This window comes from Eisenbergiella sp. OF01-20, assembly GCF_003478085.1.
Lineage (GTDB): Bacteria > Bacillota > Clostridia > Lachnospirales > Lachnospiraceae > Eisenbergiella.
The window spans coordinates 14262-27525 of the sequence record NZ_QUES01000012.1; the positions used below are offsets into that span (position 1 = coordinate 14262).

Genomic DNA, 13264 nt, shown 5'->3' on the forward strand with positions numbered 1-13264 from the left:
AAAATAATTCTGGAACCATGTAACAGGGTTAATTTGATATGATTTCAGGAGGCGACCAGAAATGGCAGAATTGAAGTGCGGAGTAGATAATTGTACCTATAACAATGATAAGTGCTGCTGCAAGGGCGATATCATGGTTGGCGGTAAAAGTGCACAGAAGGAAGACGATACTTGTTGTGACAGCTTCAAACAAAGAAGCGGTGACAGTGCATCCAATTCCATGAACCCCTGCAGGACTATCAGCATTGACTGTGAAGCGGTAAAATGTGTGTTCAACACAAATTACAAATGCTATGCGGAGCATGTTGATATTAAGGGCTGCGGCGCATGTGACTGCAGAGAAACTGCATGTGCTACCTTTAAGGAAAGATAAGACTGCATCAAGAGGCAGGTAAAAGCTTCGGAAAGCGGCGGAAAAGTCTGGAAAATAACAGACTTTTCCGCTGCTTTTTTTGTGTGCTTATAAGGGATATTGGAAAAAATGCTGATAAAGTGACCGCAAAAATGTTGTAATTGCAGCATGAATTATTGGAAAAAATAGAAAATTCAATGAAAATCAAAAAATATTCTATATAACATTGCAAAAATATTGTATAAACTATCGATATTAACAAACAACACTGAATTGCGTTAAACAGAAGGGAGAAAAACATGAAAAGAAAATTAGGTAGCATAACAATGGCATTGCTGCTCAGCCTTTCCCTGGCCGCCTGCGGCTCCGGGGAGAAGCCTGCGGATGCGGGGGCATCGGCTGCAGGTTCTGAAACAACGGCTTCAGGGGCGGAAACAACAGCAGCGGCGGAGTCATCGGCTCCGGCGGAAGAAGCAGCGCCGGCTGACGGAGGAACCGTGGCAAATAAGGAGAAACCGCTGGTATGGTTTAACCGCCAGCCCTCCAGCAGTGCCACCGGACAGCTTGATATGACGGCTTTGAATTATAACAAGGATACCTATTATGTGGGCTTCGATGCTAACCAGGGGGCGGAGCTGCAGGGTACCATGGTAAAGGATTATATTGAGCAGAATATAGATGCCATTGACCGCAATGGTGACGGCATCATCGGCTATGTCCTCGCTATCGGCGATATCGGGCATAACGATTCCATCGCACGTACAAGAGGTGTCCGCAAGGCTCTGGGTACAGGCATTGAGAAAGACGGCAATGTTAACAGCGAACCGGTGGGAACCAATACAGACGGAACGGCATCCGCCGTACAGGACGGCACTCTTGAAATAAACGGAAAGAAATATATTGTCCGTGAGCTGGCTTCCCAGGAAATGAAGAACTCGGCAGGAGCCACATGGGATGCGGCTACGGCAGGAAATGCCATAGGCACATGGTCCTCCTCCTTCGGCGATCAGATTGATGTTGTCGTATCCAATAACGATGGTATGGGCATGTCCATGTTTAACGCATGGTCCAAGGACAACGAAGTCCCCACCTTTGGTTATGATGCCAACAGCGACGCGGTGGCCGCTATCGCAGAGGGCTACGGCGGAACCATCAGCCAGCATGCGGATGTACAGGCATACCTGACCCTGCGTGTTCTGCGTAACGCCCTTGACGGAGTGGATATTAACACAGGTATCGCCACGGCAGATGCGGCGGGAAATGTCCTCAGTGATGACGTATATGTTTACAGAGAAGAAGAGCGTTCCTACTATGCACTGAATGTTGCGGTTACTGCAGACAACTATAAGGATTTCACAGATTCCACCATGGTTTTCGCGCCGGTATCCAATCAGCTGGACGAGAGCACAAGCCCTGTAAAGAAGGTATGGCTGAATATTTACAATTCCTCCGATAACTTCCTGGGATCCACCTATCAGCCGCTTCTCCAGAAATATGATAAGCTCCTCAACCTTGATGTGGATTACATAGGCGGCGACGGACAGACGGAGTCCAATATTACCAACCGTCTCGGCAACCCCAGCCAGTATGATGCATTTGCCATCAACATGGTTAAGACAGATAATGCAGCATCTTATACATCCTTGCTTGATCAGTAATATTCATGGAAAGGAAAGCCGGGCAGGTTATCAGGGAGAAGAAATTCTCCCTGATAATCTCTGTTGGGAAGCAGGTATTTTTATAGCAGAGGAGTAAAGAATATGGCAGATAAGAAAGATGATATCGTCTTATCCATACGCGGCATGAGCAAGTCCTTTGGCCGAAACAGGGTTCTGGACCGCATCAGCCTGGATGTAAAAAGCGGAACCGTCATGGGCCTTATGGGAGAAAACGGAGCCGGTAAGTCGACCATGATGAAGTGCCTTTTCGGTACATACCAGAAGGATGAGGGAACGATATTCCTGAATGGTAAGGAAGTGAGCTTTTCCGGTCCCAAGGACGCGCTTGAGAACGGCATTGCCATGGTCCATCAGGAACTGAATCAGTGCCTGGAACGGAATGTGGTCGATAATCTGTTCCTCGGACGTTACCCTGTGAATTCCATGGGGATCGTTGACGAAGGCAGAATGAAAAAAGAAGCCTCCGAGCTATTCCGGAAACTGGGCATGACGGTTAACCTCACCCAGCCCATGCGGAATATGTCCGTATCACAGAGGCAGATGTGCGAAATAGCCAAAGCTATTTCCTATAATTCCAGAGTGATTGTCCTGGATGAACCAACATCCTCATTGACGGTACAGGAGGTTGATAAGCTCTTCGAAATGATGCGGATGCTGAAAAAGCAGGGAATCGCCCTGATATATATATCCCATAAAATGGATGAAATATTTGAGATCTGCGATGAGATATCCGTTCTCCGGGACGGAAACCTGGTAATGACCAAAAGTACCGGTGATGCGAACATGAACGAGCTGATTGCTGCCATGGTGGGCCGTTCCCTGGATAACCGTTTCCCTCCGGTGGACAACGTTCCCCAAGGTGTGATTCTGTCCGTCCAGAACCTGTCTACCAAGTTTGAGCCTCATCTGCAGGATGTTTCCTTTGATGTAAGAGAGGGGGAAATATTCGGGCTGTACGGCCTGGTGGGAGCGGGCAGGACGGAGCTTCTGGAGACAATCTTCGGCGTCCGGACCAGAGCCGCAGGACGGGTATATTTCAACAACCGCCTTATGAATTTCAACAGTGCCAGGGAGGCCATGGAACATGGTTTCGCCATGATTACGGAAGAACGTAAGGCCAACGGGCTGTTCCTGAAGGGGGATCTTACTTTTAATACCACGATTGCTAATCTGGAACAGTATAAGACCGGTCCGGCGCTTTCGGATGCAAAGATGATTAAGGCCACCGGAAAAGAGATCAAAATCATGCATACCAAATGTATGGGGCCGGATGACATGATTTCCAGCCTTTCCGGCGGCAATCAGCAGAAGGTTATCTTCGGGAAATGGCTGGAGCGCGAACCCCGGGTATTCATGATGGATGAACCTACAAGAGGAATCGATGTGGGTGCGAAATACGAAATATATGAACTGATCATCAATATGGCGAAGCAGGGAAAGACGGTCCTTGTTGTTTCTTCTGAAATGCCGGAAATCCTGGGAATTACCAACCGTATTGGAGTTATGTCAAACGGCCGGCTGTCCGGAATTGTCAATACAAAAGAGACAAACCAGGAAGAGCTGTTGAGACTCAGTGCAAAATACCTATAATGGGGGAGATTGTGATATGGATAATATAAATAGTAAAACCCTTACGGCGGAACAGGAAATGCAGCTGCGCAAGCCTATTGAGGACTATGTGGGCGGGATTCAGGAAGAAATAGACAGCCTCAGAGCGGACGGATCAAACATGGTGGTTTCCCTTCAAAATGAAATGGATGCAGTAAAGAGGGACCACGCCCTTACGAAGGAAGAAAAGGCGGTAAGGACTGCCAATATCAGGACATCCCTGAATAAAGCGAAGGCGGTGGAGGATAAGAATAAAGAAAAGATATCCGGGCTGACGGCAAAGGCTGAGGCTTATCTGAAGGCGCATTTTGACAAGGACTATTACCAGGCGGTGAAAGGAAGCTGCGCGCAGGAAAAAGAGCTTGCCCGGAGAAAATATGCGGATAATATGGCGATGCTGGAGCAGGAGCATAGGAATACACTTACAAAGCTATCCGATCGCAAGGAGATAAAAAACGAAAAATATGTGTATAAGAACCGCCGCTTTGATGCCAAAATGGAGCTGGAAAAGGAGCTGGCGCAGATCAAGGACAGAAGGCATGCAGCATATGTCTGGAAATATCATCTGATCGATATGCTGCGTATGTCAAAATTCACGTTTCTGGACAGAAGGGCGCAGAAATGGGAGAATTATAAGTATACCTTTAACCGCAGGACATTTCTGCTGCAGAATGGGCTGTATATCGCAATCATCCTGATTTTTATCGCGTTATGCGTGGCGACACCCATCGTAAAGCACGTTCCTCTGCTTACCTATAATAATATTTTAAATATTCTCCAGCAGGCTTCCCCGAGAATGTTTCTTGCCCTTGGCGTGGCAGGCCTCATCCTCCTTACCGGTACGGATCTTTCTATCGGGCGTATGGTTGGTATGGGTATGACCACCGCAACCATCATCATGCATCAGGGAATCAATACGGGTGCGGTTTTCGGCCATGTGTTTGACTTTACAGCCATGCCTGTCGGCCTGCGGGTGATATTTGCGCTGGTGATGTGTATACTTCTGTGTACCTTCTTTACAGCCATCGGCGGCTTTTTTACCGCTAAATTTAAAATGCATCCTTTTATCTCCACGATGTCAAATATGCTGGTGATATTCGGCCTCGTCACCTATGCGACAAAAGGGGTGTCCTTCGGTGCCATTGAACCGTCAATCCCCAAAATGATAATCCCCAGACTCAATGGGTTCCCCACAATCATTCTCTGGGCGGTAGCGGCTATCGTCATTGTATGGTTTATCTGGAATAAAACCACCTTCGGCAAAAACCTGTATGCAGTGGGCGGGAACCCGGAAGCCGCGGCCGTATCCGGTATTTCCGTATTCGGCGTAACCATGGGGGCATTCATCCTGGCCGGTATTCTGTACGGCTTCGGCTCATGGCTTGAGTGTGCCAGAATGGTTGGCTCCGGATCGGCAGCCTATGGGCAGGGCTGGGAAATGGACGCCATTGCAGCCTGTGTGGTGGGCGGCGTATCCTTCACCGGCGGCATCGGCAAGATATCGGGCGTGGTAGTCGGTGTCCTGATTTTTACCGTGCTCATCTATTCCCTCACCATCCTTGGCATCGACACAAACCTTCAGTTCGTATTTGAGGGCATTATCATCATTACGGCGGTAACCCTTGACTGTCTGAAGTATGTGCAGAAAAAATAGTGGTTTATGCTGCAAAAAGAGCCGGAAGAAGTTCTGGCTCTTTTCGTGCATGACCGGCCAGGGGTATAGATAAAAAAGCGGGTACCGCCTGGCCGGCTCTGACATTTACATAACTTGGGGCATTTGCTATAATCAAGAAAGAAGCGGTACCCGAAATGGGAATTGTTCCGTTTCGTCTGAGCGGTTACCGGATACTAGCATATGGAGAATGGATATGGATACATATACGGTGCTTCTGGTGGATGATGAGGAAGAGGTAATCCAGGCTATCAGGAGGAAAATTAATTGGGAAGGACTGGGCTTCTCCGTGATTGGATTTGCCAATAACGGTGTCAAGGCGCTGGAAATGGTGGAGGAATTCCAGCCGGACGTGGTATTGACGGATATTAAAATGCCATATATGGATGGCATGGAGCTGGCTAAGAACATAAAAGCGGAATTTACCACAACCAAGCTTCTGTTTCTCACAGGTTTTGATGAATTTGAATATGCGAAGGAGGCCGTTCATCTGGAGGTGGAGGAATATATTCTGAAGCCGGTAAATGCGGCGGAGCTCATCAATGTATTCACGCAGCTGAAAATAAAACTGGATCAGGAAATCAGTGAAAAACGGAATGCGGCGGTGCTGCAGAAATACTATATGGAGTCACTGCCGTTTCTGCAGGCCAATTTTTATTCCACGTTAATCGAAGGGCGGCTTAGAGAAGAGGAAATTCCCGGATATCTGTCGGATTATCAGATCGCTTTGGAAGGGCCGTTTTATTGCTGTCTTGTGATCCATACCTCCTCCAGCAGGGTGCCGGAGAATATGAATCCCCTGCTGCTTGCTGCGTCCGTCCAGAAGCAGGCCAGGGAGCATCTGGGAGAAAAGTGGCAGGCGAAATATTTTTCCTATCTTGGGAATACCGTCTTAATCGCGCAGCTGACGAGTGAAAATGAGGTTCCGGAGCTGACGGATGAATGTGACCGTTTCTGCAGATATGCCCAGCGTATCATCGGCGCTGTCGTTACCGTGGGAATCGGACAGGTCTGTGAACAGCTTACCGGGCTGTCCCAGTCCTACAGCAGCGCCAGGGAAGCGGTTTCTTACCGGGTTATCTACGGCGTTTCCAGGGCCATTAACATGAAGGAAATCGCTCCCCAGGAAATAAGCAAGTCCGACGGGACGCAGGATACGGAGCTGTTTACCCTGTTCGGCATGATCCGCCTCAACCCCAGGGAAGATATCATAGAAGCGGTCAAACGGTATCTGAACCACATATCCTATCCGGCCAAATCCCTGCAGCAGTATCATATCGACCTTATGGATCTGATAAGCGCATTGTACCGGTTTGCGGTCAATAATGATATTGATGTCCCGGATTTTTCGGGAAATATCAGGAATCTGTACTTACGGATCCTGGATTTGGAGCCGGAGGGACTTCTGGCCTGGCTTACGCAGGTCTGCCTTCTGTTCCGGGAAACCTTAATCAGCGCGCGGAGCAAATCAACCCAGTCCTTTGTCTTCAGGGCAAAGGAGTATGTGGCCAGCCACTATTCGGATGAGGAATTTTCGCTGGATAATATCTGCGAGATACTGGGGGTGTCCAATTCCTACTTTTCCACTATTTTCAAAAAGGAGACAGGCAACTCCTTTATCGGCTACCTGACGGAATACCGCATGGAGCGGGCATCACGGATGCTGATGGAAACCAATGAAAAAAGTTATATCATAGCCAGGAACGTAGGGTATACCGATCCCAATTATTTCAGCTATGTCTTTAAGAGGCGGTTCGGCGTATCCCCTTCCAAATACAGAATGGAGCATGGCTCATGTGAATAAGAAAAGTTTACGGCATTTTACAAAATTAAAACCCCGCGGGATCCAATCCACGATTATGTTCGTGTTTTCCGTCATATCCATCTCCATCATGCTGATTCTGGGTATCGTTATGTATTCCAGATTTTCCACCCTGTCACGGGAAAAAACGATACAAAGTACGGAAAAACTGATGGAACAGGCCGGGGAAAATCTGGAGGATTATCTGGTCAGCATGCGCCAGATATCCGATGCGGTCTATTATAATGTCATAAAAGAGAATGATTTTTCGGATCAGAGTGATGTCATACAGAGAGGGATGGATCTTCTGTACGAAGCCAACAAAAGTAATCTGCGCAGCATTGCCATATATAACGGCAGCGGGAGCCTGATTGCGGCGGAGCCGGTTGCGCGGCAGAAGGAGGATCCGAACGTCACCAGACAGGACTGGTATATACAGGCCATGGGTGAAATGGAGAATATGCATTTTTCCACGCCTCATATCCAGAATCTGTTTGATGACGGCACCCTGCGGTATTACTGGGTGATTTCCCTGAGCCGGGTTGCGGAGTTCACCAACCATGGGGATCCCCAGATAGGGGTGCTGCTCGTGGATATGGATTATTTCAGCATTTCCCGTATGATGAAGCAGATCAATACCCTGAATAACGGACAGTATTACTATCTGTGTGACAGCAACGGGCAGATTATTTACCACCCGCGCCAGATACAGATCAGCGACGGGATCGCAAGTGAAAACAGTGCGGCCGCTGCAAAGTACCGGGACGGTGTCTGTGAAGAGATTTTTGAAGGGGATCGCAGGACGGTGATTGTTAACACCATCAGCTATACCGGATGGAAGCTGGTGGGGGTGATACCTGACTCCACATTCACCCACGGCATGATTAATGTCCGGTATTTTATTGTGATGCTCATGCTGCTGATGGTAATGACCCTGGTGATTATTTACCGCGTGGTCTCGGTCAGGATATCCAGCCCTATCTGCAGGCTGAACGATTCGGTTATGGGATATGAAGCGGGAGGAAAGCCGGAAATTTATATTGGCGGTTCCTCAGAAATCAGGTATCTGGGGCACTCCATCCAAAACTCTTATGAAAAGATAGAAATCCTGATGATGACAATTGTCCAGGAGCAGACGGAGAGAAGGAAAAGTGAGCTGGATGTGCTGCAGAGCCAGATTAACCCTCATTTTTTATATAACACCCTGGATTCGATCACCTGGATGGTGGAAGGCGGGCGGAATGACGAGGCCGTATTCATGATTTCCCAGCTGGCAAAGCTCTTTAGGATCAGTCTGTCCCAGGGACGTACGGTGATCTGTGTGAGGGACGAGCTGCAGCATGCGGAAAGCTATATGAACATACAGAAGGTGCGGTATAAAAATTCCTTTTCCATCGTATTTGATATCGATCCTGATGTCTGTTCCTATTGTACGGTTAAACTGGTTTTACAGCCGATCCTGGAAAATGCCATTCAGTACGGAGTCAGCGGCATGGATGACTGCGGGGAGATAAAGGTGACCGCAAGATGCCGGGAAGGCAATATCATTCTCGCGGTGGCGGATAACGGAATCGGGATGTCGCAGGAGGAGGTACGCTTCCTGTTTACCGACAGCGGCAGGGTCCGCAAGCACGGCTCCGGGGTGGGGCTTGTGAATGTAAATAACCGGATTCAAATCCTGTTCGGAAAGGAATATGGCCTCCGGGTGGAAAGTGAGCCGGATGAGGGAACCACCATTTCCGTCTTTCTTCCTGCGGTTCCGTATACGGAAGAAAACCGGAAAATTCTGGAGAAGGGGTATTTATTCAACCGTGAGGAAATGAGCGGCAAAGACAGGTAAGGCAACTTCAAATATATATGGGGCAGGTGGAGATGAAGAACAGCAAAAAAATGTTTATCCTGACAGAAACCCTTCTGGCAATTATGGTAATTGCCGTGGCGATTATTATGGTCCGGGAGAATAACGGAAAAGAGCAGGATAAGATATCCGTGATAATCCAGGATTCGGAGGATAATCAATGGGCGGCTTTTCAATATGGGCTTAAAATGGCGGCGGAGGATCTGGAAATCAGAATGTTCCTTGTCAGTACAAGCGGCGCCTTAACGGCGGAAGAGGAAAAGATACTGATAGAGAGGGAGATTGAGAACGGGGCGGATGCGGTCATCGTACAGCCCGCTCCGGGTTCGGAAGAAATGCTCAGGAAGATAGCGGCCCGGATTCCCGTGATACTGATTGAGCATACCGGGGCCAAAGACGGGGAGGAATCCAGGCTCCCTGCCGTGGAACCGGATAACTATGCCATGGGCGCCGCTTTGGCGGAAGAGCTGCTGAGAGATTATAACGGGAAACTGGGCGGTAAGACGCTTGGCATATTTTCAAAAACAGGGGATTCCCGGGCGGTTCTTGAGCGCAGAAAAGGCTTCACGGACACCGTTGCGGACACGGATGCCAATATCAGCTGGTCGGTTGCGGCCCCTTTTTCGGAAGAGGAAGGGGAAGCTCTTCTGGAAACCCAGCCTGCGGTGGATTTTGTGATTGCCCTGGACGACAACAGCCTTACTATGGCGGGAGAATATGCGGCGGCGAATAATCTGCATGGTGCACTGGTATATGGAATCGGGAATTCCACGGAAGCGGTCTATTACCTGGATACAGGGATTGCGGCCTGTCTGGTGGTGCCCGATGGATTTAATATAGGCTATCAGAGTCTGGCGGAGGCGGCGCAGAGCCTTACGCGCTATCTGCATAAAAGGAAGGACAGGACGGTTACCTATCATGTCATCCGCAGGGATACGCTGTTTTCCAAAGAAAACCAGGAAATTATTTTTACAATGAGCCAGTAACAAAGTATGAGGGGGTTACATGAAGATAAAAAAATATATGGCGGGGATGCTTATCCTTTCAGGCGCACTTCTTCTCGGAGCCTGCGGAAAGCGGACGGACGAACCTGAGGAAATCTACGTGGGAGTGGCGTGTTATAATGAAAGTGATGTATTTATCGGGGAATTGATTGACTGCCTCCGGGAACAGCTGAACGGGCTTTCGGAGGACGGTCTGCAAACAACGGTGACGATCCGGGATGCCGCCGGTTCCCAGCGAACCCAGAACGATCAGGTAAAGGCGCTGATAGAGGAGGGAAGCAACATCCTCTGCATCAACCTGGTGGATCGGGCCGATCCGTCGGAGATCATTGATCTGGCCAGGGAAAATAATATCCCTGTCATATTCTTTAACAGGGAGCCTGTTGCAGAGGATATGATGCAATGGGAGCAGCTTTATTACGTGGGTGCGAAAGCGAAGCAGTCAGGGGTGATGCAGGGGGAGCTGGCGGCTGAACGGATACGTGCGGACAGCCGGGTGGACCGCAACCGGGACGGAAAAATTCAGTATGTGGTGCTGGAAGGGGAGCCGGGGCATCAGGATTCCATTATCCGTACGGAGAATGCGGTGGATACCCTGAAAAATGAGGGAATTGAGCTTGAAAAATTGAGTTACGGCATCGCCAACTGGAACCGGGCACAGGCACAGAACCGGATGATGCAGATGATCGGCCAGCATTCCAATGAGATTGAGCTTGTCCTGGCCAACAATGATGATATGGCGCTGGGGGCCATTGACGCCTATGCGAAGCTGAACATTACGGAATCCGCTTTACCTGTATTTTTTGGAATAGACGGCACGGATGCGGGTCTGAAGGCAGTGATGGAATCCCAATTGGCCGGAACCGTGTATAATGATAAGGAAGGACAGGCGGCTGCTATGGCAAAGCTGGCGGTAGCGCTTGTTTCCGGGGAAGGGCTGGAGAAAATGGAGTTTGAGAACGGAAGATATATTTATCTGCCCTATTATAAAGTTACTATTGATAATGCGGCTGATTTCCTGAATTTTTTTTAGGTATTGACATGACAGAAGGGATGTGATAGAGTAATCAAGTACGTAAGTACATTACATGCAAGCAGAGTATCCACTCTCACCCTATAGCAATCGGGCTCATAGGTGTTCATAGGTTCAGTAAACCGGCGGAGAACCGTCCGGATTTAGGGAATTTAGGTGGATAGTCTGACTATTCACTTTTTTTATGTCCGGCGCACAGTGAGCGGCCGGCAGAAGTCATTTATCTTTTAATTGAGGACGCACGGAAAGTGCGGATCCGTTTGTTTCTTAGGAGGGCAAAACAATTAGCGATTTATTAATTAACGAACAGATCAGAGACAGGGAGGTACGTTTAATCGGAGAGGACGGCTCTCAGATGGGCGTCATGACGGCCAAAGAGGCCATGAAGTTAGCAGAAGAGGCGGGCCTTGATTTGGTTAAGATTGCACCTACGGCAAAACCGCCCGTGTGCAAAATTGTTGATTACGGTAAGTATAGGTATGAGCTTGCGCGCAAGGATAAAGAAGCAAAGAAAAAGCAGAGAACGATTGAAATCAAAGAGATCCGTATGTCACCGAATATCGACACCAATGATATGAACACAAAGGTTACAGCGGCGAAGAAGTTTATTACCAAGGGAAATAAGGTAAAAGTCACCCTGCGTTTCCGTGGACGTGAAATGGCCCATATGCAGAAGAGCAGACATATTCTGGATGATTTTGCCGAGATGCTGGCAGATATAGCGGTAATTGAAAAGGCACCTAAGGTGGAAGGCCGTACCATGACTATGTTTTTAACTGAAAAGCGTTAATTCGTACAGTTAAAATAGATTTTCAGGATAATGAGTATAGGAGGATTTTGTTATGCCCAAAATGAAGACAAGCAGATCAGCTGCAAAACGTTTTAAAGTTACCGGAACCGGTAAATTAAAAAGATCCAAAGCTTACAAGAGCCATATCTTAACGAAGAAATCCACAAAGAGAAAAAGAAATCTCAGACAGCCGGCTATTACGGACGCAACCAATGTTAAGAATATGAAGAAGATTTTACCGTATTTATAAGTCGTAAGGAGGAAAATTAAGAGATGGCAAGAATTAAAGGCGGCATGAATGCCAGAAGAAAACATAACAAGGTATTAAAACTTGCGAAAGGTTACAGAGGAGCCAGATCCAAACAGTACAGAGTAGCAAAACAGTCTGTTATGAGAGCTCTTACCTCTTCTTACGCAGGACGTAAAGAGAGAAAGCGTCAGTTCAGACAGCTGTGGATCGCACGTATCAATGCGGCGGCAAGAATGAATGGTTTATCCTACAGCAAATTTATGTATGGCCTGAAGCTGGCCGGTATCGATATGAACAGAAAGATGCTGGCAGAGATGGCTGTTAATGATGCAGAAGGATTCACGACTCTTGCAGAAGTGGCAAAATCCAAAATTGCATAAGACGGAAAACCTGTTTCCGCATAAAAGTAATTGAGGCTCCGGGTAAAACCGGAGTCTTTTTGCTTGTGGGAAAGCCTGGCATATGCTATAATAACAAAAGCGGACAGGCTTACAGGAAACGCCGCAGGCCTGTATCATAGGAATGGATATGGAGGATGTCGATAGATGGAAGTATTGCTTTTAATGGGCGGTATGTTATTGATTATTATTGTTGCAGTAGTTGTTGCAGCGGTTTCTTCCGTTGTTTCGGCTGTTGCGGCAAGCGAGGATGAAGAAGAATTCTGAACAGGAAAACGGTAACGGGGCGGCCATTGCAGGCCGCCCCGATTTTTTCCTTCAGGAGTCTTTTCCGGTTGAAAGGGAATTTTTGTAGATAGTAATAAAAGTCAAAAGAAATTTTCCGCAAACAATTGCTATAATGGCTCCTATGAGAATGCCTGCTGTCATAGTAACCCTCCTTTCTTTATAACGTTTGTATATTTTATATCTGTATTATAGCACTTTTATGGGTAAAAATATGGATTCCGGGGGTTAAGATATTGTTAAGCCTTTGGCGCGGCAGGTGCAGGCGGCAGGAAGCGGGCTGTAACGAGATATGGAAAACCCAGGTACCCAGGTACCGTAAAAAAGAAAAAGGATTGCGGCGCGGACCGGTATTTGTTATAATAAGAGTAGTTTTCAGAAGGAGGTGTGTGGATGTCGTCTGTTCGATAAAATGAGAGACAATAAAACCAGGGACTCTCGGGTTGTGAGGGTTTTTTGTTGTACTTATTTTGCGGATAGATGAATGCAGGGCGCTGTTTGGCAAAACGGCGGGCTTCTTTTGGTATGATCGCT

Annotated in this window: 11 protein-coding genes; all 11 read left to right on the forward strand. The window is 47.9% G+C overall.

Annotation, left to right across the window (positions count from 1 at the left end; all coding sequences use genetic code 11):
• Positions 1-61: 61 nt before the first annotated feature.
• The 11 genes from DXA36_RS15080 (at position 62) to rplT (ending at position 12427) form a co-directional block, all read left to right on the forward strand.
• Positions 62-373, forward strand: coding sequence for a DUF1540 domain-containing protein (locus DXA36_RS15080; RefSeq protein ID WP_118680350.1), 312 nt, complete (start codon positions 62-64; stop codon positions 371-373).
• A 278-nt stretch (positions 374-651) separates the two neighbouring features.
• Positions 652-2010 (forward strand): substrate-binding domain-containing protein, encoded by a 1359-nt coding sequence (locus DXA36_RS15085; protein ID WP_118680351.1) that lies wholly within the window; start codon positions 652-654, stop codon positions 2008-2010.
• Between the two features lie 102 nt (positions 2011-2112).
• Positions 2113-3621: a sugar ABC transporter ATP-binding protein gene (locus tag DXA36_RS15090; RefSeq protein ID WP_118680352.1), complete on the forward strand. Its 1509-nt coding sequence runs from the start codon at positions 2113-2115 to the stop codon at positions 3619-3621.
• 16 nt (positions 3622-3637) lie between these two features.
• Complete coding sequence (locus DXA36_RS15095; protein WP_118680353.1) at positions 3638-5293, forward strand: galactose/methyl galactoside ABC transporter permease MglC; 1656 nt, start codon at positions 3638-3640, stop codon at positions 5291-5293.
• A 214-nt stretch (positions 5294-5507) separates the two neighbouring features.
• Positions 5508-7115 (forward strand): response regulator, encoded by a 1608-nt coding sequence (locus DXA36_RS15100; RefSeq protein ID WP_118680486.1) that lies wholly within the window; start codon positions 5508-5510, stop codon positions 7113-7115.
• A 55-nt stretch (positions 7116-7170) separates the two neighbouring features.
• Positions 7171-8952: a histidine kinase gene (locus tag DXA36_RS15105; protein WP_243114672.1), complete on the forward strand. Its 1782-nt coding sequence runs from the start codon at positions 7171-7173 to the stop codon at positions 8950-8952.
• Positions 8953-8984: 32 nt separating this feature from the next.
• Positions 8985-9956, forward strand: coding sequence for a sugar ABC transporter substrate-binding protein (locus DXA36_RS15110; RefSeq protein ID WP_118680487.1), 972 nt, complete (start codon positions 8985-8987; stop codon positions 9954-9956).
• A gap of 19 nt (positions 9957-9975) precedes the next feature.
• Positions 9976-11007, forward strand: a complete 1032-nt coding sequence (locus DXA36_RS15115; protein ID WP_118680355.1) for a galactose ABC transporter substrate-binding protein — start codon at positions 9976-9978, stop codon at positions 11005-11007.
• A gap of 283 nt (positions 11008-11290) precedes the next feature.
• Complete coding sequence (gene infC / locus DXA36_RS15120; RefSeq protein ID WP_118680356.1) at positions 11291-11797, forward strand: translation initiation factor IF-3; 507 nt, start codon at positions 11291-11293, stop codon at positions 11795-11797.
• A 52-nt stretch (positions 11798-11849) separates the two neighbouring features.
• The gene (rpmI, locus tag DXA36_RS15125) at positions 11850-12047 is read left to right on the forward strand and encodes a 50S ribosomal protein L35 (protein WP_118680357.1); all 198 of its coding nucleotides are present in this window, start codon (positions 11850-11852) and stop codon (positions 12045-12047) included.
• Positions 12048-12070: 23 nt separating this feature from the next.
• On the forward strand, positions 12071-12427 hold the full coding sequence (rplT, locus tag DXA36_RS15130; RefSeq protein WP_009250698.1) for a 50S ribosomal protein L20: 357 nt from the start codon (positions 12071-12073) through the stop codon (positions 12425-12427).
• The last annotated feature ends 837 nt before the right edge of the window (positions 12428-13264 follow it).

What these genes read in the sequence shown, in the direction of transcription:
- DXA36_RS15080 (WP_118680350.1), top strand. Translation starts at nt 62, where the DNA reads ATGGCAGAATTGAAGTGCGGAGTAGATAATTGTACCTATAACAATGAT.
- DXA36_RS15085 (WP_118680351.1), top strand. Translation starts at nt 652, where the DNA reads ATGAAAAGAAAATTAGGTAGCATAACAATGGCATTGCTGCTCAGCCTT.
- DXA36_RS15090 (WP_118680352.1), top strand. Translation starts at nt 2,113, where the DNA reads ATGGCAGATAAGAAAGATGATATCGTCTTATCCATACGCGGCATGAGC.
- DXA36_RS15095 (WP_118680353.1), top strand. Translation starts at nt 3,638, where the DNA reads ATGGATAATATAAATAGTAAAACCCTTACGGCGGAACAGGAAATGCAG.
- DXA36_RS15100 (WP_118680486.1), top strand. Translation starts at nt 5,508, where the DNA reads ATGGATACATATACGGTGCTTCTGGTGGATGATGAGGAAGAGGTAATC.
- DXA36_RS15105 (WP_243114672.1), top strand. Translation starts at nt 7,171, where the DNA reads ATGTTCGTGTTTTCCGTCATATCCATCTCCATCATGCTGATTCTGGGT.
- DXA36_RS15110 (WP_118680487.1), top strand. Translation starts at nt 8,985, where the DNA reads ATGAAGAACAGCAAAAAAATGTTTATCCTGACAGAAACCCTTCTGGCA.
- DXA36_RS15115 (WP_118680355.1), top strand. Translation starts at nt 9,976, where the DNA reads ATGAAGATAAAAAAATATATGGCGGGGATGCTTATCCTTTCAGGCGCA.
- rpmI (WP_118680357.1), top strand. Translation starts at nt 11,850, where the DNA reads ATGCCCAAAATGAAGACAAGCAGATCAGCTGCAAAACGTTTTAAAGTT.
- rplT (WP_009250698.1), top strand. Translation starts at nt 12,071, where the DNA reads ATGGCAAGAATTAAAGGCGGCATGAATGCCAGAAGAAAACATAACAAG.